The sequence below is a fragment of the Shimia thalassica genome (assembly GCF_001458215.1).
GTDB lineage: Bacteria > Pseudomonadota > Alphaproteobacteria > Rhodobacterales > Rhodobacteraceae > Shimia > Shimia thalassica.
Window position 1 is genome coordinate 488,840 of sequence record NZ_CYTW01000001.1, and the last position, 22,587, is coordinate 511,426.

At 56.6% G+C, this 22,587-nt stretch carries 21 protein-coding genes; 7 read left to right on the top strand and 14 right to left on the bottom strand.

The features are described from left to right. Window positions 1-24 precede the first annotated feature (24 nt). Together PH7735_RS02250 and PH7735_RS02255 are read left to right on the top strand one after the other, a co-directional pair. The gene (locus PH7735_RS02250) at window positions 25-372 is read left to right on the top strand and encodes a hypothetical protein (RefSeq protein ID WP_058309699.1); all 348 of its coding nucleotides are present in this window, start codon (window positions 25-27) and stop codon (window positions 370-372) included. 176 nt (window positions 373-548) lie between these two features. Beyond that, on the top strand, window positions 549-3,056 hold the full coding sequence (locus PH7735_RS02255; RefSeq protein WP_058309700.1) for a GcvT family protein: 2,508 nt from the start codon (window positions 549-551) through the stop codon (window positions 3,054-3,056). 76 nt (window positions 3,057-3,132) lie between these two features. Here PH7735_RS02255 and PH7735_RS02260 read toward each other — a convergent pair whose 3' ends face one another. The 12 genes from PH7735_RS02260 to PH7735_RS02315 all read right to left on the bottom strand — a co-directional run bounded on the left by PH7735_RS02260 (window position 3,133) and on the right by PH7735_RS02315 (window position 13,740). Then, a complete protein-coding gene (locus PH7735_RS02260) occupies window positions 3,133-3,720 on the bottom strand; it encodes a DUF937 domain-containing protein (RefSeq protein WP_058309701.1) in 588 nt (195 codons plus the stop codon). A gap of 101 nt (window positions 3,721-3,821) precedes the next feature. Next, window positions 3,822-4,226 carry an EF-hand domain-containing protein gene (locus PH7735_RS02265; protein ID WP_058309702.1) on the bottom strand — a complete coding sequence of 135 codons (405 nt, stop codon included), beginning with the start codon at window positions 4,224-4,226 and terminating at the stop codon, window positions 3,822-3,824. Between the two features lie 63 nt (window positions 4,227-4,289). Continuing rightward, the gene (locus tag PH7735_RS02270; protein ID WP_058309703.1) at window positions 4,290-4,625 is read right to left on the bottom strand and encodes a carboxymuconolactone decarboxylase family protein; all 336 of its coding nucleotides are present in this window, start codon (window positions 4,623-4,625) and stop codon (window positions 4,290-4,292) included. 175 nt (window positions 4,626-4,800) lie between these two features. Continuing rightward, window positions 4,801-5,463 carry a DUF938 domain-containing protein gene (locus tag PH7735_RS02275; protein ID WP_058309704.1) on the bottom strand — a complete coding sequence of 221 codons (663 nt, stop codon included), beginning with the start codon at window positions 5,461-5,463 and terminating at the stop codon, window positions 4,801-4,803. Further along, complete coding sequence (locus tag PH7735_RS02280) at window positions 5,463-6,533, bottom strand: NAD(P)/FAD-dependent oxidoreductase (RefSeq protein ID WP_058309705.1); 1,071 nt, start codon at window positions 6,531-6,533, stop codon at window positions 5,463-5,465. Before PH7735_RS02280 ends, PH7735_RS02275 begins: the two co-directional genes overlap by 1 nt. After that, entirely contained in the window at window positions 6,530-7,468 is a 939-nt protein-coding gene (locus tag PH7735_RS02285; RefSeq protein WP_058309706.1) for an aldo/keto reductase, read from the bottom strand. Before PH7735_RS02285 ends, PH7735_RS02280 begins: the two co-directional genes overlap by 4 nt. Window positions 7,469-7,621: 153 nt before the next feature. Next, window positions 7,622-8,203 carry a VOC family protein gene (locus PH7735_RS02290; RefSeq protein WP_058309707.1) on the bottom strand — a complete coding sequence of 194 codons (582 nt, stop codon included), beginning with the start codon at window positions 8,201-8,203 and terminating at the stop codon, window positions 7,622-7,624. A gap of 59 nt (window positions 8,204-8,262) precedes the next feature. Further along, entirely contained in the window at window positions 8,263-8,874 is a 612-nt protein-coding gene (locus tag PH7735_RS02295; protein WP_058309708.1) for a DUF502 domain-containing protein, read from the bottom strand. A gap of 163 nt (window positions 8,875-9,037) precedes the next feature. Next, window positions 9,038-10,120 carry a BMP family ABC transporter substrate-binding protein gene (locus tag PH7735_RS02300; protein ID WP_058309709.1) on the bottom strand — a complete coding sequence of 361 codons (1,083 nt, stop codon included), beginning with the start codon at window positions 10,118-10,120 and terminating at the stop codon, window positions 9,038-9,040. A 39-nt stretch (window positions 10,121-10,159) separates the two neighbouring features. Beyond that, window positions 10,160-11,080 (bottom strand): ABC transporter permease, encoded by a 921-nt coding sequence (locus PH7735_RS02305; protein WP_058309710.1) that lies wholly within the window; start codon window positions 11,078-11,080, stop codon window positions 10,160-10,162. Then, window positions 11,080-12,159 carry an ABC transporter permease gene (locus PH7735_RS02310; protein ID WP_058309711.1) on the bottom strand — a complete coding sequence of 360 codons (1,080 nt, stop codon included), beginning with the start codon at window positions 12,157-12,159 and terminating at the stop codon, window positions 11,080-11,082. Before PH7735_RS02310 ends, PH7735_RS02305 begins: the two co-directional genes overlap by 1 nt. Before the next feature lie 63 nt (window positions 12,160-12,222). After that, window positions 12,223-13,740, bottom strand: a complete 1,518-nt coding sequence (locus PH7735_RS02315; protein WP_058309712.1) for an ABC transporter ATP-binding protein — start codon at window positions 13,738-13,740, stop codon at window positions 12,223-12,225. 320 nt (window positions 13,741-14,060) lie between these two features. Between PH7735_RS02315 and dnaE the strand changes: the two genes are divergently transcribed. Next, on the top strand, window positions 14,061-17,579 hold the full coding sequence (gene dnaE, locus PH7735_RS02320; RefSeq protein WP_058309713.1) for a DNA polymerase III subunit alpha: 3,519 nt from the start codon (window positions 14,061-14,063) through the stop codon (window positions 17,577-17,579). Between the two features lie 33 nt (window positions 17,580-17,612). Here the strand turns inward: dnaE and PH7735_RS02325 are convergent, their stop codons facing one another. Beyond that, entirely contained in the window at window positions 17,613-17,807 is a 195-nt protein-coding gene (locus PH7735_RS02325) for a SlyX family protein (RefSeq protein WP_058309714.1), read from the bottom strand. A 101-nt stretch (window positions 17,808-17,908) separates the two neighbouring features. Here PH7735_RS02325 and PH7735_RS02330 point away from each other — a divergent pair, with 101 nt between their 5' ends. The 4 genes from PH7735_RS02330 to hisG all read left to right on the top strand — a co-directional run bounded on the left by PH7735_RS02330 (window position 17,909) and on the right by hisG (window position 22,088). Continuing rightward, window positions 17,909-18,712: a crotonase/enoyl-CoA hydratase family protein gene (locus PH7735_RS02330; RefSeq protein ID WP_058309715.1), complete on the top strand. Its 804-nt coding sequence runs from the start codon at window positions 17,909-17,911 to the stop codon at window positions 18,710-18,712. Window positions 18,713-18,817: 105 nt separating this feature from the next. Further along, window positions 18,818-20,308: a histidine--tRNA ligase gene (hisS, locus tag PH7735_RS02335; RefSeq protein WP_058309716.1), complete on the top strand. Its 1,491-nt coding sequence runs from the start codon at window positions 18,818-18,820 to the stop codon at window positions 20,306-20,308. Then, window positions 20,308-21,393, top strand: a complete 1,086-nt coding sequence (locus tag PH7735_RS02340) for an ATP phosphoribosyltransferase regulatory subunit (protein ID WP_058309717.1) — start codon at window positions 20,308-20,310, stop codon at window positions 21,391-21,393. Before hisS ends, PH7735_RS02340 begins: the two co-directional genes overlap by 1 nt. Next, on the top strand, window positions 21,390-22,088 hold the full coding sequence (hisG, locus tag PH7735_RS02345; protein WP_058309718.1) for an ATP phosphoribosyltransferase: 699 nt from the start codon (window positions 21,390-21,392) through the stop codon (window positions 22,086-22,088). Before PH7735_RS02340 ends, hisG begins: the two co-directional genes overlap by 4 nt. 37 nt (window positions 22,089-22,125) lie before the next feature. Here hisG and PH7735_RS02350 read toward each other — a convergent pair whose 3' ends face one another. Continuing rightward, window positions 22,126-22,557, bottom strand: coding sequence for a DUF1489 family protein (locus PH7735_RS02350; protein WP_058309719.1), 432 nt, complete (start codon window positions 22,555-22,557; stop codon window positions 22,126-22,128). Between the last annotated feature and the right edge of the window lie 30 nt (window positions 22,558-22,587).

The following is a 22,587-nucleotide window of genomic DNA, read 5'->3' on the forward strand; positions in this document are numbered from 1 at the left end:
GATAACTTTTGAAGTGAGGTCGACATGGGTCGCGTTCTGCCGTTTATTTTCCTGTCTTTGGCATTTGTGGTGTTTTTTGCGGTGGACGCCCATTCTCGTAAAACAAACGCTGGTGTTTCGGTCGCCGAACAGGCCGATCAAACACCCTTCGAAGGGAAAGAGGCCGCGGCGGGCGACTCTGCCGTGGAAGATCAGGTTACGCTTGGCGCGTCGCGCATCGCGCCCAGCCTGCACGCCCCAAGCCTCAATGTCGAAGTCACGCCGTCCAAACCGGTAGTGCACCGTGTCGCTGCAAACACTCAAAGCACCTTTGGCGTGGGGACATGTTACATGGACGGATCGCGTCGCCGCTGCCTGCTTGAGGCAGACTAGGACTCCCCTGTTTTCTTCAGGTGTTTTGCGCTGTCTGTGCCTTCCTGAGACCCGAACACCAACACAGCCGATCCACTTGGTCGGTTTTGTGCGTTTTTGGGTCGGCTGGACCCGTCATGCCGGATTGTGATTTGCGAGATTAAGGGCAATTCTGAATCAACGGAGTCGCCCGCGACATGAAAACTCAAGTCAAAGCACTGGTTGTTGGCGGTGGTGCCGTCGGAACCTCAATTGCCTATCATCTGGCCAAAGCGGGCTGGGATGATGTGATGCTGATCGAGCGTGACGAACTGACGTCAGGTTCCACATGGCACGCAGCGGGCCTGCTGCCCCTGTTTAACATGTCCTATGCGACAACCCACATCCACCAATACTCGGTCGATTTCTACAAGACCCTGGAAGAAGAAACCGGTCTGAACGCGGGTTTCGCTGTCGTGGGCAACCTGCGCATGGCGCAAACTGACGAGCGTATGGACGAATATATGCTCTATGCCTCAACCGCGGAAACTTGCGGCGTTGCCTATGAATGGCTGACCCCGGACCAGATTTCAGAGCGTTGGCCGCTGATCCGCACCGATGATCTTAAAGGTGCGATTTACCATACCGAGGACGGTTATATTAACCCGGCTGACGTGACCATGGCGATGGCCAAAGGTGCCCGTCAGCGTGGCGTCGACATCGTTCGCAAGATGCAGGCGGATGAGTTCCACTGGACCGGCACCCACTGGGAAGTCACCTGCACCAAGATGGTGGAAAAGGGCGGAAACCTTGTTCCCGGTGATGAACAGGTTGTCATCACGGCCGAGCATGTTGTGACTGCCAGCGGAAACCACGCACAGCGCACCGCCAAAATGCTGGGCATCAAGATGCCTGCGATCCCTGTGGAACACACCTTTATCGTCATGGATCAGGACCCCGAGTTGGTCAAATGGCGCGAAGCAGGCAACCCAGAGCACCCTGTTGTGCGTGATGCCGACAACGAATCTTATGCTCGCGAAGAGCGCGGCGGCTGGATTTTAGGCATTTACGAGCGCGGTGCGCCGGCACGCTTTGAACACAGTGTGCCCGACAGCTTCCGTGCGGATCTGTTCCCACTGGATCTGGACCGGATTGCCGAACAGTACATGGCAATGACCGAGCGCGTGCCTTCTTGCGCTGAATCCGGCCTCAAAGACGACTTCAACGGCCCGATCTGCTATACGCCCGACGGCAACCCGTTGGTTGGTCCCGCACCAGGCCTGCGCAACATGTGGCTGGCCGAAGGGTTTTCCTTTGGGATCACAGCGGCAGGCGGCACTGGATACTATCTTGCCCAGATGATGGTCGACGGCGAAGCCGAGATCGACATGGCGTCGCTTGACCCAAAGCGGTATTCGTCCAACTGGATGACCACCGAGTTTGCAGCGCGTAAAAACGAAGAGTGCTACGAGCACGTCTATATCCTGCACCACCCTGACGAAGAACGCCCTGCTGCGCGTCCCTTGCGGACGGTTCCGGCATTCGATCGCCAAAAGGCGCGCGGCGCGCAGTTTGGTTGGGTGAATGGTTGGGAGCGCCCGAACTATTTCGGACCTGTTGATGCGCCGGAAAACTTTGACCACGACGCGCGGTCTTTCCGTCGCGGTGGCTGGTGGAAATACGCGGTCGAAGAAGCCAAAGCGATCCGTGAAGGCGTTGGTCTGGTTGATGCATCGGCCTTTACCAAACATGTTGTCAAAGGCCCCGGCGCGACACAGTTCCTTGACTGGTTCACCTGCAACAAACTGCCCAAGATTGGCCGGATCAATCTGACCTATGCGTTGACGTCCCACGGTACGACCCGCACGGAATACACCATCGTGCGTAATGGCGAGAACAGCTATTACCTCGTCTCTGCAGGGGCATGGACCGAGTATGACGCCGACTTCCTGCGCAAGGCCGCCGAAGACAAAATGGAAGAGTTCGGCTATATCGAGATTCAGGATGTGACCACCCAATGGGGCGTTTTCGCGATCGCCGGACCCAAGTCGCGTGATGTCCTCAAAGAGGTTATCAACGATCCCGATCCCGCCAATGCGCTGACCAACAAGGCCTTCCCGTGGCTGTCGGCGAAACAGATCGAGCTGGGCATGTGTCCTGTGAATGCGATCCGTGTGGCCTACACTGGCGAACTCGGCTGGGAGCTTCACCACCCGATCGAGATGCAGAACTATCTGTTCGATCTTCTGGAAAAAGCAGGCGAGAAATACGGTATGAAGCTGGTTGGCGCCCGTGCGCAAAACTGGCTGCGTCAGGAAAAATCCTATCGCGCCTTTGGCAATGAGCTGGGCCGCGATGCGACACCGGCCGAAGCCGACCTGCCGCGTTTCATTGACCTGTCCAAAGATTTTAACGGCAAAGAGGCTATGGTCGAGACAGGTATCCGGTCAAAGTGCTGTACCATTTTGATTGATGGACCTGCGGATGCCGATCCATGGGGACGGGAAGTGCTGTATACGCCTGAAGGCGAGCGCGTTGGCCGTTTGACCTCGGGTGGTTATTCCGTGGCCTTCGAGAAATCCATTGGTATGGGTTATGTCAAACCGGAACTGGCCGTTGAAGGCACAAAGCTGAAAGTCAAAATTCAGGACAAACTCTGGGATGCCGTTGTCACTTGTGACAGTCCCTATGACCCGACCAACGCGACCATTCGCGTGAACGGGTAAACGGCAAAGATTGATGTAAAAAGGGGCCGTAGTGCATTGCACCACGGCCCCTTTTCTTTTGCGCTGTGAAGTGACCCTATTTCAGGAACTTGCCCATGATATCGTCAAGGGCAGAGCCGTCTCCGTCCGCGTCCAGCAGATCAGTCAACTTTGACAGATCCATGCCACCGGAGTTGCCCCCGAGCAGGGAGCTTGCCATGCCCATCAAACCACCGCCAGCACCGCCACCTGACATCGCATCCAGCGTGTCATCGGGCAGAGATTTTTGAAGCCCACCTTGAAGCATGGCGGCCATGGCGGGCAGGAAACTTTGCACTGTGCCAAGATCAAGGCCGGCCTTTTCCGCAGCTTGACCGGTTAGAGCAGAGGCTGCCTCTTGTCCGCCGAGAAGCTGTTCCAGAAAGGCCGCGCCCTGCGCTTGACCGGATTGCGAAGCAGCAGCAGTTGGATCTTCAAACAGTGCAGCCTGGTCTTCGCCTTTGAAATTTCCAAGCAGGTCGCCGAGATTGCCCGATGCGGCCTGTTGCTGTGCGGCAGAGCCCAGAGCAGGCGCCAGCATTCCAGCCAATTCGCCCGCCTTGTCGGCGTCCAGGCCGAACTGTGCGGCCATGTTGGCAAGACCTTCGCCGTTTTGTGCCTGTTGAAGAAGAGAAAGTATCGACATCCGAATACCCTGTTTTAGAGATGAGTTACCCGTACAAAAACAAATCCCCCACCCGAAGGGCAGGGGAAAAAACGGGTGCAAACATCAGGTTCGGTGCGGACCTAAAAGTCTCCTTGGCCTAGCATGCCGTCTTTGTTTTTGTCGTGTGTCTTGAACCAGCGGGTCAATGCCTCGCGGAATTCGTCGCGCGTGACTTTGCCATCCAGATTGAGATCGGTGTATTCCCGCGCCAACCCGTGAACGGAACGCAGTTGCAGCGGCGCACCGGTTTCCTTTGCCGCTGCCGCGCGGGCCTCGTCGAATGCGGTGTATTCCGAACTGTCCAAAGCACCATCGCTGTTTTTGTCAAACGTCTTGAAGACATTGGTGCGGTATTCTTCCAGTTCTCCCAAGGTGAGGAAACCATTCTGGTCCACATCCATTCTCTTCATGAAGGCAGGCGCTTCGGCCCAAAGAGGCGTTCCGGCCAGACAAAGGGCGAATAGGGCGGGGAAAGCGGATTTCATCTATATGGTCTCCGTAAGACATAAGGCGTTCACGGAGACCATATATGGTTTCGACAGGGTATGTCAGCCTGCCAATTCGTCAAAACACTCGAGAGCTTTGGCGGCATACATCATCGAGGGTCCGCCACCCATCTGGATGGTCATGCCCAAAACGTCGCCCACTTCTTCGCGAGTAGCACCTGCTTTGTGCAGCGCTTCGCAATGCAGCACGATGCAAGAGTCACAGCGCATAGCGACAGCAATCCCCAAGGCAATGAACTCTTTTGTTTTGAAGTCCAGCACACCGCCTTCTTTAACGGCCTTGCCCAAGCCGCCAAAGGCACGGGTTGTGTCGGGGATGGCTTTGTTCAAATTGCGCAATTGGTTGCGCGTGCCGTCGAGTTTGTCAGTCCAGCTCATTTTCGTCTCCTGAAAATATATCCTGAGATTGGAATATAGAGGTACACATTCCATTCTTTGATTGAGATCAGGTGACATCAATTTAGATACACAAAAGGGGCGCTGCCCCTCTTGGCCCGTTGGGCCAATTCACCCCGGGATATTTTTCGCCAGAAGAAGAGAGAGAGCCTGTCCCTTATTCGGGCTTTCGCCAGAGAATAGACAGGTTATTTGCAGGCATTTCGACCATATCTAGGTAGTCGAGGAAATGGGACTGGCCCCATTCCAAAACATCAAAGTCGCTTTTGTACCCGATTTCCGGGTCTGCGTCTTGCAGGCTTTGGTGAAAGCTGGTGTCGCCGTCGCTGGTCATTTCGCCGTCACGCATGAAGGGCCCGTACACCATCAAGACCCCACCAGGGGCCAGAGCGATAGCCGCTTCACGGATCAGGGTTTGGGTCTCGGGGGTGCTGATTAGGTGTAAGAGGTTCGACAGCATGATGAGTGACTGTCCTGTGTGTGTCGCGCCCCAGCCAGTCGCGGTTGCATCCAGGGGGATTGCAGCTGTGATATTGCTCAAAGCGCTTTCGGCGATGTAGGCGTTAATACTCTTGCGCCGGTCTGCATCGACTTCGGTGGGTTGCCACTGGAACCGGGGCAGGGCGGTGGCCAGAGCAATGATATGCTGTCCGGTTCCGCTTGCGAGTTCCAGGGCTTTGCCCTCATCGACGGGGGCGTGCATTTTGGCGACCTCGACAACATCTGCGACGTTGCGGGCGGCAGAGGGCGCATAGAGACGGTCGTTGTCTTGCGGTGTTGTGACCGATGCAGTTGGTGGGAGTGTGTCGCGACGGGGCATCAGAAGAACCTTTTGGGATCGAGTGCCGATTGTGTGACGGCGTCAATCCGGGACGGCGCACCAGAGACGATGTCGGCAATCAATTGTGAAGCGGCGGGGGCTGTTTGAAAGCCGTATCCCCCTTGGGCTGCGATCCATAAAAAGCCGGAATCCTGAGCGGCGGGGCCCAGTGCCAGATTACGGTCGGGGGCAAAGGTACGCAGTCCTGCCCAGCTTGTTTCGAGGCGTGTGACGGTCTCGGTCACGTGGTCCTGATAGTGCGCAATCCCTTCGGCAAGTACGAGATCATCCGCCCATGCATCATGTGGCGATTGCGGGTCTTCTTCCGAGGGGGAGATCAGCAATTTTCCTGCGTCCGGTTTTGCATACCAGTCTTCGCGCGGGCCCATCAACATGGGCCAGTCAGTGATATCATGGCCACCTGGGGCGGGAATGCGCGCCATTGAGCGGCGCAACGGGGTGACACCGAGAGGCGCGATCCCCGCAAGTTCCGCGATGATGTCGGCCCATGGGCCGGCCGCGTCAAAGAGCAGTTTTGCTTCGAATATGGTCTGGCTGGCGGTGACAGACCATCCCGTTTCCGTGCGCTTTATGGCCGTGACGCGATGATCTGTCAGGATGTCGGCGCCATTGCGTTTCGCCGTGCGGGCGAAGTCCTGCAAAAGCCGGTCTGCATCAAGGTCAAGCGCATCGTCATGAAAGGCAGCCATGCGCACCGTTGCGGGATTCAGGATCGGAATTTTCTGGAAGGCTTCCTCCAGAGGCAAAGGGGGCATGACGAGATCTTTGCAGGCGGCATCAAAGTCGGTTTCGTCGCCGTCTTTGCCAACAAGCATCAGCCCGCGTTTGCGCAGATAGCCACCGGTTTTGAAATAGGCGGCACTTGCGCGGGACAATGCACAGGTCGATGGCGATCCGTAGTTTTCTTCAAACATCGCTGCGGAGCGGCCAGAGGCGTGATATCCAAGGCCTGTTTCTGCCTCTAAAACACAAACGGTCCCTAGTGAGGACAGGCGTGCAGCTGCAGAGATTCCGCCGATTCCCCCACCAATGATCAGAAAGTCGATCATGCCTCTTCCAATCTGTCTGTTGCAGGGGCTGGTGTGGGCGACAAGGCAGTGAGTCTTTCGTAAAGAGCAGCATCCATATCGAACCCGATCGCGTCCAGTGACGGGGCAAGTTGATTTATATTGCGCGCCGAAAGAATGGGCATGGGCGCAGAAGAATGTCGTGCCGCCCAGGCCACTGCGAGCGTGGCCGGATGAACATCCAGTTCGGCGGCGACAGCGACGAGTTCTGATGCCGTCTGTTGCATCCAGTCCTTGGCATAACGCGCGGCATACCGGCTATCGGTCGACAGGCGGCCCTGTGGGGCGCCGGATTGGTATTTGCCAGTCAGAAGGCCGCCCCCGAGAGGTGAATAAGGCGCGACGCTGAGGCTTTGGTCGATAGCCATGGGAAGGATTTCTACTTCCACCTGCCGTTTCACAAGGTTGTACATGGGTTGCAGGATCGCAGGAGATACCCTGAAAGATGCCGAGACAGAGATTGCCTTCATGACCTGCCACGCTGCGAAGTTGGACAGACCGATATAGGAGATCAGCCCGTCGTCCTGAAACCGTGCGAATGTTTCGAGCGTTTCCGCAAGTTCGGTGTCAGGGTCAAAACGGTGCAGATAGAGGATATCGACGTGATCCATATTCAGCCGTTTTCGGGACAGGTCGAATTGGCTGCGCAGATTTTGCGCTCCGGCACCTTGGGTGTATCCAACCTTGGTTGCAATCACGAGACGCGCCCGATGGGGGGCGGCGAGACGTCCCAAAATGGTTTCTGACGCGCCATCCGTATAGACGTGGGCGGTATCAAAATGCGTGATCCCAGAAGCCAGACAGGCCTCGAACATCTCTTGCGAGGCTGTTTCGTCTGCTTTGCCGCCGAATTGCATCGTGCCAAAGGCAAAGCGGCCTATCGGGGTTCCATCGGAGCTTGAAAGAGTCTGTTTCATGGTGTGACGTTGCCACGACTTGAAACAAGGGAAAAGGAAATTGTGCGCCCCAAATGCAAAACGGGGGCATCAATCCTGACGCCCCGATTTTTCGTTGCTATGACTATGTTTAGGCGCTGGGTTTGGGCCATTCCTGCCCACCGGCGCGATGCATCAATAGGGATGACGTGGGCCGCGATCCTCGGACAGTGACTCTTGCGTCTCAAGAAACAGCTGCTCAATCGCATCGGCCAGATGTTTTTCCTGAATGTTATAATCGCCGCTTTCCAAACGGTGGCGGTGGGCGCGTATCATCACATCGGCATGGGTGCAGCCCGTAGGTGGCTCGAACTTGTAATAGGCAAGTTCAATCAACAGCCCCATCGGGTCTTTGAAATAAAGCGAATTCATGAAGCCGCGATCCCGTACGCCAGAATGCCGTATGCCACGCGCGTCGAGCCTTTCTTCGGCAAGATGGAAGCTCGCCAAAGAAACGTTGAACGCCAGATGATGCACGCATCCGGGCTCGGTTGGCGTGCGACGGGGATCTGCGGTGCGGTTTTCGTCGGTAAACACAGTGATCAAACGCCCGTCACCGGGATCGAAATACAGGTGCCCTTCGTTCGGGTTATCCAGATTTGGCTGGTCAAAAACGAACGGCATGCCCAGCACGCCTTCCCAGAAATCAATAGATGTCTGTCGGTCGGCACCGGTCAGCGTGATGTGATGAACGCCCTGCACTTGAATCTTACGCATGTTTTATCTCCCCAACGGGGCTGAAGATAGCATGTTCACGGAAAGTGGCAAAGCAACGGTTAGGTGTCGGTGGGCGGGTTTCTGTCCTGTTGAACCTTGCTGATTTCGGCACCGACACCGCGACCAAAGAAGCTAAGCATCTCGAGAACCTTATGCGGCGCCAGTTTGATCTGTTGAACATCGTCCGGCCGAAAGGCCGCTGCAATACCGGTTTGCGGGTTTGGAACATCCGGCAGAAAGACCATGATGTTGTGTTCATCAATGCGTTCGACTTCAAACCCGATGCGGGCCATGTCCCCCTGGCGCACGATCACGACCTTGAGATCGCCCATGGAGGTGTCCTGCTGGATGGTGCCGCTCAGGATCCCTTTGATGATGGCGTACCCCGGCACGCGGTCACGCAGGAAAGAATCCAGCGCCTCGATCCGCGTTCTGATCGAGCCGACATAGGCCAGCAACCCGATAAGAAAAATGAACAACACTAACGCCAGCAGCGTCAGAACATTGAGCAATATCACCCCTAGCAAGGTTTCAATGTCCAATGCCTCGATGATGGGTGACATGACCTGTCGAAGCGTTCCGAAAATCTTGACCAAAGCGAACAGAAAGAAAAAAACGGGAATCATCAAAAGAATGCCGGTTACGAGCGTCTTGACGATAAAGGATTTCATGGGCTCTCCTGCGATGTGGGTGCGATGCTTAAATGTCAGAGCCCGCAGTACCACCCTAGCCCGTGTCATCTCGTGACGTAAACCTTGATGACGGTTTCCTTGCCCCACAAGAAAAAGACCCGCCGGAAGGGGCGGGCCTTTCGTTCGTTCATTGAAACTTGGATCAGTTAGGGATTTCTGCGTCGAGACCTTCGACATAGAAGTTCATACCGGCCAGACCGTCGTCACCAAAGTCCGCGGCAGTTTCACCCGCAGCCAACCATGCCGAGCCGTCCTGCTTGTTAATTGGACCTGTGAATGCGTGGTATTCACCCGATGCCAGCGCGTCACGAAGAGCTTCTGCTTCGGCTTTTACGTCCGCAGGAACCGCATCCGAAATTTCGCCGATGCCAACCATGCCAGCGCCGATGCCGTCCCATGTCGAGACTGATGCCCAAGTGCCATCCATGACAGCTTTGGTACGGGCGACATAGTAGGGGCCCCAATCGTCAATGATCGAAGAAACGCGTGGGAAAGGTGCATATTCGCCCATGTCAGAAGCCTGACCAAAGGTGACAACGTTGCCGGCAGCCTGAGCCGCAGCCTGAGGCGCGGTCGAGTCTGTGTGCTGCAGGATCACGTCTGCGCCTTGCTCGATCAAAGCTTTGGCAGCGTCAGCTTCTTTCGCAGGATCAAACCATGTGTAAGCCCAAACGATCTTGAACTGGACGTCGGGGTTCACTTTCTTGGCATGGAGATACGCCGAGTTGATGCCACGGATAACTTCAGGGATCGGGAAGGATGCGATGTAACCAATGGTGTTGGTTTTGGTCATCTTGCCAGCGATGTGTCCCTGTACGGCGCGACCTTCGTAAAAGCGTGCCGAATAAACCGAAACGTTTTCAGCTTGCTTGTAACCAGTGGCGTGCTCGAACTTCACCTTTGGGAATTTCTTTGCAACGTTGATGGTCTGATCCATGTAGCCAAACGATGTGGTAAAGATCAGGTCAGCACCGTCCAGCGCCATCTGTGTCATCACGCGTTCTGCGTCCGGGCCCTCTGGCACCGATTCCACATAAACGGTTTCAACCTTGTCACCGAAAGCTTCGACAACAGCCTTGCGGCCCTGGTCGTGCTCATAGGTCCAGCCGCCGTCACCCACGGGGCCGACATAGACAAAGCCTACTTTGGTTTTGTCTGCGGCCATGGCAGTGGTCGCCAGACCCAGCGCCACAGCGGCGCTTGTCAGAAGTTTGGTCAGTTTCATTCGGGTAGTCCCCCTGTTGGTTTGAATTTTAACACCCCGTCAGTGCGAGGCATGGAATGCGCGGCCAAGCGAGGCGGGTGCACCGCTCTTGTCGGCCGACATAATAACCAGAACCAGAATGGTTATCAGATATGGCGACATTGCCAAGTACTCGACCGGAATTGCGACTCCGGCGGCTTGCAAGTTCAACTGCAAAACGTTGATCCCACCAAAGAGATACGCGCCCAGCAACGCACGCCAGGGCTTCCAACTTGCAAATACGACAAGAGCCAAGGCAATCCAGCCGATACCGGCGGTCATGCCTTCGGTCCATTGCGGCACACGGATCAGGCTGATGTAAGCGCCGCCGATACCGGCACAGGCGCCACCGAACATAATGGCCAGCACGCGAACTCGCACGACGTTATAGCCCAAGGCATGTGCCGCATCGTGGTTTTCACCAACCGCCCGCAAGACCAGCCCACCACGCGCGTATTTGAGCCAAGCCCAAACAGCAGCCGTCAACCCCAACCCGAAATAGAGGATCGGATCGTGGCTGAACAGGATTGGACCGACTACGGGCAAATCGCTAAGTACGGGGATATCAAGACGGGCCATCGCAGGGGGTCGCACGCCAACATAGCTTTGCCCCATCAACGCCGAGAGCCCCAGCCCGAACAACGTCAGCGCCAACCCGGAAGCGACCTGATTGGCCAATGCAAACTGGGTCAGAAACGCAAACAGCAATGACAGCAAGGCACCGCAAAGCGCTGCGGCGATCACACCCAGGAACGGAGACGTGGTCTCGACCGATATCGCAAAGCCAGCGATGGCGCCGACGATCATCATGCCCTCGACCCCGAGGTTCAAAACGCCCGCGCGTTCGACAACAAGTTCCCCAATGGCCGCCAGCAACAACGGAGTCGCCGCTACCATAAGAGATGCGATCAGCAGAACAGGATTAATTGCAGACAGATCCATTATGCTGCTCCCTGAATGGCGAATTTAACACGGTAATTGGTCAGAAGATCCAGTGCCAGAAGGAAGAACAACAGCATCCCCTGGAACACCTGGATGGCGGCCGCGGGTAGTTGAAGTTGCGACTCTGCAATGTCACCGCCGATATAGGTCAGCGCCATCAACAACCCCGCCAGCAAAATGCCCACCGGATGCAACCGGCCCAAAAACGCCACGATGATTGCGGTGAACCCGTATCCGGCGGCAAAGTCGATGTTGACCTGACCAGAGGGCCCCGAGACTTCAAACAGGCCCGCCAACCCGGCCAGCGCCCCCGATGTGCCCAGACAAAACAGGATCAGACGCGTCGGGTTCACCCCGGCAAACCGTGCCGCGCGCGGCGCTTCGCCTGAAAGACGAATATTAAAGCCAAGGATATGCTTGTTCAGCAGAATATAGGCCAGAATGACCGCAATCATTGCGGCTGCAACACCCCAGTGCAAACCGTAATCGGCAGCAATCCAGCTGGTCGCAGACTCCCAGTCGGCGATATTACGCGAGCCCGGAAATCCAAACCCTTCAGGGTTCTTCAGCAATCCCAAAGACATTTTTGCCAACAATTGGTCGGCCACATATACCAGCATCAAAGACACCAGAATTTCATTGGTGCCGAATTTGACTTTCAACAAGGCGGGGATCATCCCCCAGGCCCATCCACCCAAAGCCCCGGCAATCACCATGAATGGGAAAAGAAAAACACTGTCCGACGGATAAAAGGCCAGCCCAGCACCGGCACCGCAAAGCGCGCCGATGATGTACTGGCCTTCGGCGCCGATGTTCCAGATGCCTGCGCGAAACCCCAAGGACAGACCGATCGCGATCAGGATCAACGGGGCGCCCTTCACCAACAATTGAGGTCGATAGTAAAACGCATATTCCCCAAACAGCGGATCCCAGAAAATCGTGCGGATGGCTTCAAACGGGTTCTTGCCCAACGCGGCAAACAACAACCCTCCGGCAATCATTGTCACCACAACAGCGATCAGCGGGGTCGAGAGCGAAAGCGCGCGCGACGGCTGTGGCCTTTTTTCAAGTCTCAACATGACGGGCACTCCCCAGATCTTTCAGTGTTCTTGAAATACTCCCGCCAGAGGCGTCCCGCAGTCTCATACATGCGCATCCTCCAGATCATGAGCACCTCCCATCATCAAACCGATCTCATCAACAGTCAGGCCAACTGCAGGACGAATTTCACTCAACCGTCCTTCGTTCAGCGCGCCAAAGTGGTCAGAGATTTCCATCAACTCGTCCAGATCTTGCGAAATCACGACAAGAGCGGCGCCGTTTGCTGCAAGGTCCAGAAGTGACTGGCGGATAGATGCGGCCGCGGCGGCGTCAACGCCCCATGTTGGCTGGTTCACAACAAGAACTTCAGGGTCTTGCAGAACCTCGCGGCCAATGACGAACTTTTGCAAATTGCCCCCTGACAAGGATCTTGCCGCGCTCGCGGGCCCCGGTGTCCGCACGTCAAAAGCCGAAATGATTTTTTCAGCAAACGAAATGGTCTCGGACCAGTTCACAAAATTGTTCTTGATCAACTTCTGTCGAATGGCACCGGTCAAAAGCGCATTTTCAGTAAGGCTCATATCCGGTGCTGCGGCATGTCCCAAGCGTTCTTCAGGTGCGGCAAGGATGCCAAGTTCACGACGTTCGTTTGGCCCCATGTGGCCCACCGCTTTGCCTTTCACGACAACCGCCTGTGACTCGGTTTTGGCTTCTCCGGACAGGGCCGCCAGCAGTTCGTCCTGACCGTTTCCGGCAACGCCGCCAAGGCCCAGAATTTCGCCAGCCTGTACCTCAAAAGAGATGTCCTTGAGGCGCGTTCCAAAAGGGTTCGAAGAAGACAGCGACAGGTTTTTGACTTCCAGAACAACCTCTCCGCCTTCGTTGGCGGTGCGTGTCGGGGTGTGCAGGGTATCGCCCACCATCATTTCTGCCATTTCGCGCGCTGTGGTTTCTGCGGGAATACAGGTGCCCACGTTTTTGCCCAGCCGCAGAATCGTTGCATGATCACACAAGGTGCGAATTTCTTCGAGTTTGTGAGAAATATAGAGGATCGACGTCCCTTCGGCCTTTAGCTTGTTCAGTGTCTTGAACAGAATTTCGACCTCTTGCGGGGTCAGAACCGACGTGGGCTCGTCCATAATCAGCAGTTTGGGGTCCTGCAAAAGACACCGGATGATTTCAACGCGCTGGCGTTCGCCTGCCGAAAGGTCGCCTACCGTGCGATCCGGATCCAGAGGCAGACCATAGTTTTCGGACACATCGCGAATCCGCGTCGCAAGATCCCGCATCGGGGGCGGATTTTCCATACCCAAGGCCACGTTCTCGGCGACGCTGAGCGCATCAAACAGCGAGAAATGTTGGAACACCATGGCGACGCCGGTTGCGCGGGCCACACGGGGTTCTGAGGGGGCAAAGGCCCCGCCTTTCCATGCCATCGTGCCCGAGTCGGGTTTCACGAGACCGTAGATCATTTTGACCAAGGTTGATTTGCCTGCGCCGTTCTCGCCAAGAAGCGCGTGAACTTCGCCTTCCTGGATTTCGAACGAGACGGTGTCGTTGGCCACCACACCTGGATAGGCCTTGGTCAGGCCGGAAATGCTGAGCAACGTCCCTGTCATTAGCGCTGTTGTCCTTATTGGGGCTTCGGCATGCAAACCGGAATGCCCATTGATTAAGCGTTGCCACCCTAGGTAGCGGTTGGGCCTTCAGGCAAGTGCTACTTACCAAGCATCATGGCGTCATGATTGGTTATGCTGAAAAACAAGGCGGGTGCAAGCTCCTGAAATGCTAAGATATTCATCCGAACGGACCTGTGTGGTCTTCAGCTTTCATTTGAAAGACCCAAAGGGGTTCCCTTGAAAAGTTGATTATTCTTTGGGCAGTATATCAGTTAACGATCGCCATTCCAAACCGGACGGGGCTGGGATAGCTTGTGATCATGAGCAGCACACCCCGATTCATTCATCTCCGTGTCCACACCGAATACTCGCTTCTTGAGGGGGCGGTTCGGCTTAAGAAACTGTTTGGCATGTGCAGCGATGCCAATATGCCGGCGGTCGCAATCACCGACACCAACAGCCTGTTCGCGGCGCTCGAATTTTCGGTTGCCGGGCAGGGCGCGGGGGTGCAGCCCATTGTTGGCATGCAAGTCGATCTCACCTTGCCGCATAACGACCCTTCGGGGCGCACGCAGCCCCCGAAACCAGCCCCAATCGTGCTGCTTGCCCAGCGGGAAGAGGGGTACGAGAACCTGATGAAGCTGACGTCGTGCCTCTATGTGGGCAAGGGCGGGCAGTTGCCGCAGGTCACAATGGAAGAGCTCGCAGAGCATTCCGAGGGTTTGATCTGTCTCACTGGCGGACCCGACGGCCCGATGGGGCGTATACTGCGCAATGGCCAGCGACCTGTCGCCGAGGCCATGATGCGTCAGTTCAAGGATATCTTTGACGATCGACTTTATGTGGAATTGCAACGCCATCCGGGCGAAGGCGGGCAACCCGAAGCGGAACGCTTGACCGAACGTCCTTTTGTCGAGATGGCTTACGCGATGGATATTCCGCTGGTTGCGACCAACGATGTCTATTTTCCAAAAACAGAAATGTACGAGGCGCACGACGCCCTTATTTGCATTGCAGAAGGCGCGTATGTGGACCAGCAGGACGGACGTCGCCGCCTGACGCCTCAGCACTATTTCAAATCGCAAGAAGAGATGATCACCCTTTTTGCCGATCTGCCGGAAGCGATTAAAAATACGATTGAAATCGCACAGCGATGTGCCTTTGCCACCTATCGGCGTGATCCCATTCTGCCAAAGTTTGCAGATGACGAGGTTGCCGAGTTGCGCCGTATTGCCAACGAAGGCTTGCAAGCCCGCCTTGCCGTGATCCCCCATGCGGTCAGCGTCGAAGAGTATCAGGAACGGCTTGATTTCGAGTTGGGCATCATCGAAGGCATGGGGTTCCCCGGTTACTTCCTGATCGTTGCCGACTTTATCCAATGGGGCAAAGATCAGGGTATCCCTGTCGGGCCGGGCCGTGGGTCGGGTGCGGGAAGCCTTGTGGCCTATGCGTTGACGATCACCGACCTTGATCCGCTGCGATACTCGTTGCTGTTCGAACGGTTCCTGAACCCCGAACGGGTTTCCATGCCCGATTTCGATATCGACTTTTGCATGGACCGCCGTGAAGAGGTCATCAAATACGTTCAGGAAAAATATGGGCGCGACAAGGTCGGACAGATCATTACCTTTGGTGGCCTGCTGTCAAAGGCGGCGGTGCGCGACATCGGACGTGTACTGCAAATGCCCTACGGGCAGGTTGACCGCCTGTCAAAGCTGATACCGGTCGAAGGCGTCAAACCGATGTCTATCGTTGACGCGCTCAAGGAAGAACCGCGTCTGCGGGAAGAGGCCCGCAACGAAGAGGTGGTCGCACGCCTTCTGGAATACGGCCAGCAGGTCGAAGGCCTCTTGCGCTCGGCGGGTACCCACGCTGCGGGGGTCGTGATCGGTGATCGCCCGCTGGATGCGCTGGTACCGCTGTATCAGGATCCCAAATCCGACATGCCTGCCACCCAGTTCAATATGAAGTGGGTTGAACAGGCCGGTCTGGTCAAGTTCGACTTTCTGGGCCTGAAAACCCTGACCGTGATCCAGAATGCGATCGAGCAAATCCACAGCACGGGCCGCCCGTTGCATGTCGCCGCCGATGGTACGCAGCTTTATGAACCTGCCGAGGGGGCAGAGAACCAGATCAACGCCATCCCGCTGGATGACGAGCCCACCTACAAACTATACTCGGATGCGAAAACCGTCGCTGTGTTTCAGGTGGAATCCACCGGCATGATGGATGCGCTCAAGCGCATGAAGCCAACCTGTATCGAGGACATCGTGGCGCTTGTGGCGCTGTACCGTCCCGGTCCGATGGAAAACATTCCGACCTATTGCGAGGTCAAGAACGGCCTTAAGGAAATCGAATCTGTTCATCCGTTGATCGACCACATCCTTGAAGAAACCCAAGGCATCATTGTGTATCAGGAACAGGTGATGCAGATCGCACAGGTGATGGCCAACTACACGCTTGGCGGCGCCGACCTGTTGCGTCGTGCGATGGGTAAAAAGATCAAAGAGGCGATGGACGCCGAACGTCCAAAATTCGAAAAAGGGGCGGGCGAAAACGGCGTTCCGGCCAAGAAGGCCTCGGAAGTGTTCGACCTTCTCGAAAAATTCGCCAACTACGGCTTTAACAAATCGCATGCGGCGGCCTATGCGGTTGTGTCCTATCAAACCGCATGGCTCAAGGCGAACCACCCTGTCGAGTTTATGGCCGGTGTGATGAACTGCGATATCCACCTCACAGACAAGCTGGCGATCTATTTCGAGGAAGTGAAGAAAAAGCTGGCACTGCCCTATGTGCCGCCCTGCGTGAACCGGTCGGATGCGACCTTCAAAGTGGTGGATGGTGCGCTGGTCTATGGGCTGGGTGCGCTTAAAAACGTCGGTGTTGAAGCCATGCATCTGGTTACCAACGGGCGCAAAGTGGACGGCGTGGAAAAACCATTTGCAACGCTCTATGACGTGGCGCGGCGGGTTGATCTGAAACGTGTGGGGAAACGTCCCCTCGAGATGATGGCGCGTGCCGGTGCGTTTGATCAACTGGACAGCAACCGTCGCCGCGTGATGGAGAGCCTCGACTCGCTGGTGGGGTATTCTGCCGCCATTCACGAACAAAAGAACTCCAATCAGGTGTCCCTGTTTGGTGAAGCTGGTGATGATTTGCCAGAGCCGCGGTTGTCTCCTGTGGGGGATTGGTTGCCGGCAGAGCGCCTTGACGAAGAAGCGCGCGCCATCGGGTTTTTCCTGTCGGGGCACCCGTTGGAAGACTATATGCCTGCGCTCAAGCGGAAAAAAGTTCTGACAATGGACGAGGTCACGGAAAAGGCGCGCGCCGGGCGCTGTGTGGCGAAAATGGCCGGACGGGTATCGGGCTGTCAGGAACGCAAATCGGCACGCGGTAACAGGTTCGCCTTTGCCCAGCTCTCCGACCCGACAGGCGCTTATGAAGTGACCATTTTCTCAGATACGCTCGAGAAATGCCGCGATCACCTTGTGACCGGCGCCAAGGTTGTCGTGACCGTCGAGGCCGAGGTTGAGTCGGATCAGCTCAAGCTGTTGGCGAAATCCATTGCACCAGTTGAAACTGTTGTCGCAGATGCAGGCGGGGCGGGGCTTCGGATTTTTGTTGAAGACGTTGCCGCGATTGGGCCTGTGGCCAGTGTTCTCGCTCAGGCGGCAGAAGCTGTAAAAAGCGGCGGGCGTGGTCCGGTAAGCTTTTGCCTGATGGATCCGTCGCTACCGGGTGAGGTCGAGATGGACACCGGACGCGAATTTCCTGTGAACCCCCAGATCAAAGGCGCGATCAAATCGCTGGATGGGGTGATGTTGGTGGAAGAGTTCTAGGGCATCCTAGAACAGTTCCTCCATCCCCGAACATCAATAGTGGGGCGGGCGTTCGTCTCCGATCACGACGCCGCCTGATCCCGCCGCTTCGCGATCTGCCTCGCGCTCCATCAACATGCGCACGCGATTGATCAGCAATGTGATCTCGTTGTCTTGTCTGGCTACAACATCAGACAGTTCGTCGACTGTCTTAGTCAGGTGGGCGATTTGTTCTTCAAGCTGTTCCATAAAAGGTCGATAGGCTGCGCGCCTTCAGGGGTCAAGCGACGTCGCGTCGTCGTTGACCAATGGCCGTCACAGGCGTGACCCTTTCACAGGGAGGAAACACTATGGGCATTTCAGTTGAAATACATGGCCGGACTCTGGTCGTGACGATCTGCCGGCCAGAGGCAAGAAACGCTGTTAATCCGGAAACGGCCAAGGCGCTGCATCAGGCATTTCTGGCGTTTGAGGCGGACGCTTCTGTCGATGTTGCCATCCTGACCGGCGACGGCGGAACCTTTTGCGCAGGGTTTGATCTCAAGGCTGCGGCATCCGGCGACGGGCAGGACTGGATTGCCGAGGTGGAAATTCCCGACGGCTGGGACGATGCCCTTTCCCAGCCGATACCGGGGCCGATGGGTCCGTCGCGCCTGATGCTTTCCAAGCCGGTCATTGCGGCCGTAGAAGGGTATGCTGTTGCGGGCGGGATCGAGCTTGCCGCGTGGTGTGACATGCGCGTCGCGGCCGACACGTCGACCTTTGGTGTATTTTGCCGCCGTTGGGGGGTGCCGTTGATCGACGGCGGCACCGTGCGATTGCCACGTCTGTTGGGGCAGGGGCGGGCAAATGATCTTATCCTGACAGGACGGCCCGTCGCCGCGAACGAGGCCCATGCCATGGGGCTCGTGGATCGGGTTGTTCCCGAAGCACAGGCGCTGGATGCTGCGCTCGAACTCGCTGAAAGCCTGTCGCGCTATCCCCAGGCCTGTATGCGCGCGGATCATTTGTCTGCGCGGATGTCCGGCCCCGATCTGGCCTGCGCTCTTACTCGAGAGTGGCAATCCTACGAGACGTTTTTACAAGAAGGACAACATGGCGCATCAAGATTTGCCGCAGGCAAGGGGCGCAGCGGCGATTTTAACGATATTTAAGCGCTATCTTTGCATCTGAGACCCTGTGTTACAGAGGGTTCGCTTGCCCCTCGGCGGGGCATTGGGTAAAGGCACGGGCGACGTAACCCGAAAGGACCATGAGACATGGCCAAAGTGAAGAAAGCCCCCCGCCCCAAGGCAGAGACGCCTAAAGGTTTCCGCGACTATTTCGGCGCAGAGGTGACAGAGCGCACCCATATGCTGCAAAAGATTGCCGGGGTTTATCATCATTACGGGTTCGAGGCGCTGGAATCATCAGCTGTTGAAACCGTTGAAGCGCTGGGCAAGTTCCTGCCTGATGTAGACCGCCCGAACGAAGGCGTGTTTGCATGGCAGGAATTTGACGAGAACGACAAGGGCGCATGGATGGCGCTGCGGTATGACCTGACCGCGCCGTTGGCGCGTGTTTATGCGCAGCACCGCAATGAGTTGCCGACCCCCTATCGTCGGTTTGCAATGGGGCCGGTCTGGCGCAACGAAAAGCCGGGACCGGGTCGGTTCCGCCAGTTCTATCAATGTGACGCTGACACCGTTGGTACCGCCAGCATGGCTGCCGACGCGGAAATCTGTGCCATGCTGTCCGACACGCTGGAAACCGTTGGCATTCCCCGTGGTGACTATCTTGTGCGCGTGAACAACCGCAAGGTCATGAACGGTGTGCTTGAGGTGATGGGCCTTGGTGACGATCAAGCGGCGCGCGATAACGTTTTGCGCACCATCGACAAGTTCGACAAGGTTGGCGAAGCAGGCGTGCGTGAATTGCTGACCAAAGGGCGCCTTGATGCGTCTGGTGCGTTTATCGACGGTGTTGGTCTGTCCGAAGATCAGGCAGAGCCAGTGATCGCGTTTTTGACATCCAAAGCGGCTGATGTCGCAAAGACCTTTGACAACCTGCGCGGTGCCGTCGGAACCTCAAGCGTTGGCGCGGAAGGCATTTCCGAACTGGAACAGATCGCTGAACTGCTGGATGCCGGTGGTTATGGTGCGGATCGCATCGAAATCGACCCAAGCATTGTGCGCGGTCTGGGCTATTACACGGGGCCCGTTTACGAGGCTGAACTCACCTTCGAGATTTTCGACGAGAAGGGCCGCAAGCGCCAGTTCGGCTCTGTTGCCGGTGGTGGGCGTTATGATGACCTTGTGAAACGCTTCACCGGTCAGGCAGTTCCAGCGACAGGTGTGTCGATTGGCGTAGATCGTCTTTTGGCCGCTTTGCGCGAAAAGGGACGTTTGACCAGCACTTCGGTGGGTCCCGTTGTCGTGACCGTCATGGACCGTGATCGAATGGCGGACTATCAGGCGATGGTGTCGGAACTGCGCAATGCGGGCATTCGCGCCGAAGTGTATCTTGGCAACCCAAAGAACTTTGGCAATCAGCTGAAATACGCGGACAAGCGCAACTCTCCTGTGGCCGTGATCGAAGGCGGTGACGAAAAAGACCGTGGTGTCGTGCAAATCAAGGATTTGATCCTTGGCGCACAAATTGCCGAAAGCGCCACACTGGAAGAGTGGAAAGAGCGCCCAAGCCAGTTTGAAGTGCCCCGTGATCAATTGGTTGCCAAGGTGCGCGAAATTCTCGAAGGACAAGCGGACTAATGCCACGCAAAGCTAAAATCAGAGCGCGTGCAGCCGAGCTGCAGGCCTTTTTCGAGGCGGCGGGTGCGACGCCGGTCGAAACGCCCCTTCTACAGCCTGCAGAAGTGTTGCTCGACCTATATGGTGAAGACATTCGCGGTCGCGCCTATGTCACATCCGACACGCTGCGGGGCGAACAGATGTTGCGCCCCGATTTCACCGTGCCGGTTGTTCAGATGCATATGGACCATGGTGCCGAACCCGCGCGCTATACCTACTCCGGTCAGGTGTTTCGTCGGCAAGAGGACGATCCGAGCCGCGATAATGAATACCTTCAGGTCGGCTATGAGGTTTTTGATCGCAAAAAGCCTTCTGAAGCGGACGCTGAGGTGTTTGCCCTGATGCAGGAGGTTCTGACGCCATTGGGGTTGCGGGCCGCAACGGGTGATATCGGTATTTTGAAGGCCGCGGTAGCAGGTCTTGAAACCACCGAGCGGCGCAAACAGGCCCTGATGCGGCACATCTGGCGTCCGCGAAGGTTCCGCCAGTTGCTCGACCGTTTCTCAGGGCGCAGCGAGGTGCCGGCAACGCGTTCTGCGCTTATTGCCAATCAGGATCCGATGCAAAACCAGTTCCCCGTGATCGGTTTGCGTTCCGAAGCGGAAATCGCGGCGCGGATTGAGGCCCTTAAAGAAGATGCCAAGGCACCTTTGCTGTCATCTGGGCAGGTCGAGCTGATCGAAGCCCTTTTGGGTGTGCGTGAAAAGCTGCCTTTCGCATTGGAGCATCTGCGAGATATCGCCGTGGATATGCCGGCAATCACCGAAGCGGTCTTTCGCCTGAAAGATCGTATCGATGCCTTGTCGAAGCGTGATGTGGATGTCGGGAACCTTGAGTTCGAAGCCAGCTATGGGCGCACGTCCATGGAATACTATGACGGGTTTGTTTTCGGCTTCTATGCGCCGGGCCGTGCGGATTTGCCCCCTGTGGCAACGGGCGGGCGGTATGATGCGCTGACCCGTGTTCTTGGGCAGGGTCGTGAAATCCCCGCCGTGGGCGGTGTCATTCGCCCTGATCTTGTTCTGCAATTGGAGGGCGGGATATGACGATCAAGCTGGGAGTGCCGTCCAAAGGGCGGTTGATGGAAAAGACATTTGACTGGTTTGGCGCACGTGACGTTGGACTGTCCCGGTCAGGATCGGATCGTGAGTACGCCGGCTCTGTCGAAGGAATCGACGGTGTTGAGCTGGTTTTGCTGTCTGCTGGTGAAATCCCGCGCGAATTGGCTGCGGGTCGTATCCATCTTGGCGTGACGGGTACCGACCTTGTGCGCGAAAAGCTGGGGCAATGGGAACAACAGGTCGAAGAGCTGGCGTTGTTGGGCTTTGGTCAGGCTGACCTGATTATTGCGGTTCCGTCTTGCTGGGTTGATGTTGATACTCTCGACGATCTGGATGCCGCGGCGTCGGCGTTTCGTGCCCAACACGGGTTCCGTCTTCGACTCGCAACCAAGTATCACCGGCTTGTCCGCGAGTTTCTGCGCGACAATGGCGTGGCGGATTATCAGTTGGTCGACAGCCAGGGCGCCACGGAAGGCACGGTTAAAAACCTGACGGCCGAGGGCGTTGCGGATATCACCTCAACAGGCGATACGCTGCGTGCAAACCACCTGAAAATTCTGGGTGATGCACTGGTTCTACAGTCTCAGGCGACGTTGTTTCGTTCTCGTACGGCAAGCATGAATGATGCAGAACGGGCAACCCTCAAAACTCTGAAAACCAAACTGCGTCTAGAGCGCTGATTGGGCGGCGGGTGCTGGGGTGACCCTTGCACCCGTCTTAGCGTACGCCGATTTCCGCAAGCGCTGCCGCCAGTTCGGTTGGAATGTCGTCATCCTGCTTTCGTGAACCGCGTAGATCGGCAGGGCTGTCTTCTGGGTTGAGATACCGCCACCCTTGAAACGGGCGTCTCAGGGCGATTTCCGTGAGTGTGATTTCCGGATCAAGAACAATTGCGCAGCGCCGAATGCCATCGCTGCCGAACACTTCATCCAGCCGCAAAACGCGTTGGCGGCACTGGATGGACCCTTTGATGACCCAAAAAATCGACCCTCCATTCAGAAGCTCTTTTTCGCGTTTGGGCCACATGCGTGTCACGTGGCGTGGCAGGCCATCTTCGGATTGCGCGATTTTCGCCTCTTGCCACACTGCAAGAGACTCAGGGCTTTCGCTGCCGACAGACAGCTTTACAAGATTGACGAGTTTGCTCACCGGGAATCCACCGAGTCGTATTGGTTTCGA

Bases quoted from the DNA above. Each gene is read 5' to 3' on its own strand.
- PH7735_RS02250 (WP_058309699.1), top strand. From the start codon at position 25: ATGGGTCGCGTTCTGCCGTTTATTTTCCTGTCTTTGGCATTTGTGGTG.
- PH7735_RS02255 (WP_058309700.1), top strand. From the start codon at position 549: ATGAAAACTCAAGTCAAAGCACTGGTTGTTGGCGGTGGTGCCGTCGGA.
- PH7735_RS02260 (WP_058309701.1), bottom strand. From the start codon at position 3,720: ATGTCGATACTTTCTCTTCTTCAACAGGCACAAAACGGCGAAGGTCTT.
- PH7735_RS02265 (WP_058309702.1), bottom strand. From the start codon at position 4,226: ATGAAATCCGCTTTCCCCGCCCTATTCGCCCTTTGTCTGGCCGGAACG.
- PH7735_RS02270 (WP_058309703.1), bottom strand. From the start codon at position 4,625: ATGAGCTGGACTGACAAACTCGACGGCACGCGCAACCAATTGCGCAAT.
- PH7735_RS02275 (WP_058309704.1), bottom strand. From the start codon at position 5,463: ATGCCCCGTCGCGACACACTCCCACCAACTGCATCGGTCACAACACCG.
- PH7735_RS02280 (WP_058309705.1), bottom strand. From the start codon at position 6,533: ATGATCGACTTTCTGATCATTGGTGGGGGAATCGGCGGAATCTCTGCA.
- PH7735_RS02285 (WP_058309706.1), bottom strand. From the start codon at position 7,468: ATGAAACAGACTCTTTCAAGCTCCGATGGAACCCCGATAGGCCGCTTT.
- PH7735_RS02290 (WP_058309707.1), bottom strand. From the start codon at position 8,203: ATGCGTAAGATTCAAGTGCAGGGCGTTCATCACATCACGCTGACCGGT.
- PH7735_RS02295 (WP_058309708.1), bottom strand. From the start codon at position 8,874: ATGAAATCCTTTATCGTCAAGACGCTCGTAACCGGCATTCTTTTGATG.
- PH7735_RS02300 (WP_058309709.1), bottom strand. From the start codon at position 10,120: ATGAAACTGACCAAACTTCTGACAAGCGCCGCTGTGGCGCTGGGTCTG.
- PH7735_RS02305 (WP_058309710.1), bottom strand. From the start codon at position 11,080: ATGGATCTGTCTGCAATTAATCCTGTTCTGCTGATCGCATCTCTTATG.
- PH7735_RS02310 (WP_058309711.1), bottom strand. From the start codon at position 12,159: ATGTTGAGACTTGAAAAAAGGCCACAGCCGTCGCGCGCGCTTTCGCTC.
- PH7735_RS02315 (WP_058309712.1), bottom strand. From the start codon at position 13,740: ATGACAGGGACGTTGCTCAGCATTTCCGGCCTGACCAAGGCCTATCCA.
- dnaE (WP_058309713.1), top strand. From the start codon at position 14,061: ATGAGCAGCACACCCCGATTCATTCATCTCCGTGTCCACACCGAATAC.
- PH7735_RS02325 (WP_058309714.1), bottom strand. From the start codon at position 17,807: ATGGAACAGCTTGAAGAACAAATCGCCCACCTGACTAAGACAGTCGAC.
- PH7735_RS02330 (WP_058309715.1), top strand. From the start codon at position 17,909: ATGGGCATTTCAGTTGAAATACATGGCCGGACTCTGGTCGTGACGATC.
- hisS (WP_058309716.1), top strand. From the start codon at position 18,818: ATGGCCAAAGTGAAGAAAGCCCCCCGCCCCAAGGCAGAGACGCCTAAA.
- PH7735_RS02340 (WP_058309717.1), top strand. From the start codon at position 20,308: ATGCCACGCAAAGCTAAAATCAGAGCGCGTGCAGCCGAGCTGCAGGCC.
- hisG (WP_058309718.1), top strand. From the start codon at position 21,390: ATGACGATCAAGCTGGGAGTGCCGTCCAAAGGGCGGTTGATGGAAAAG.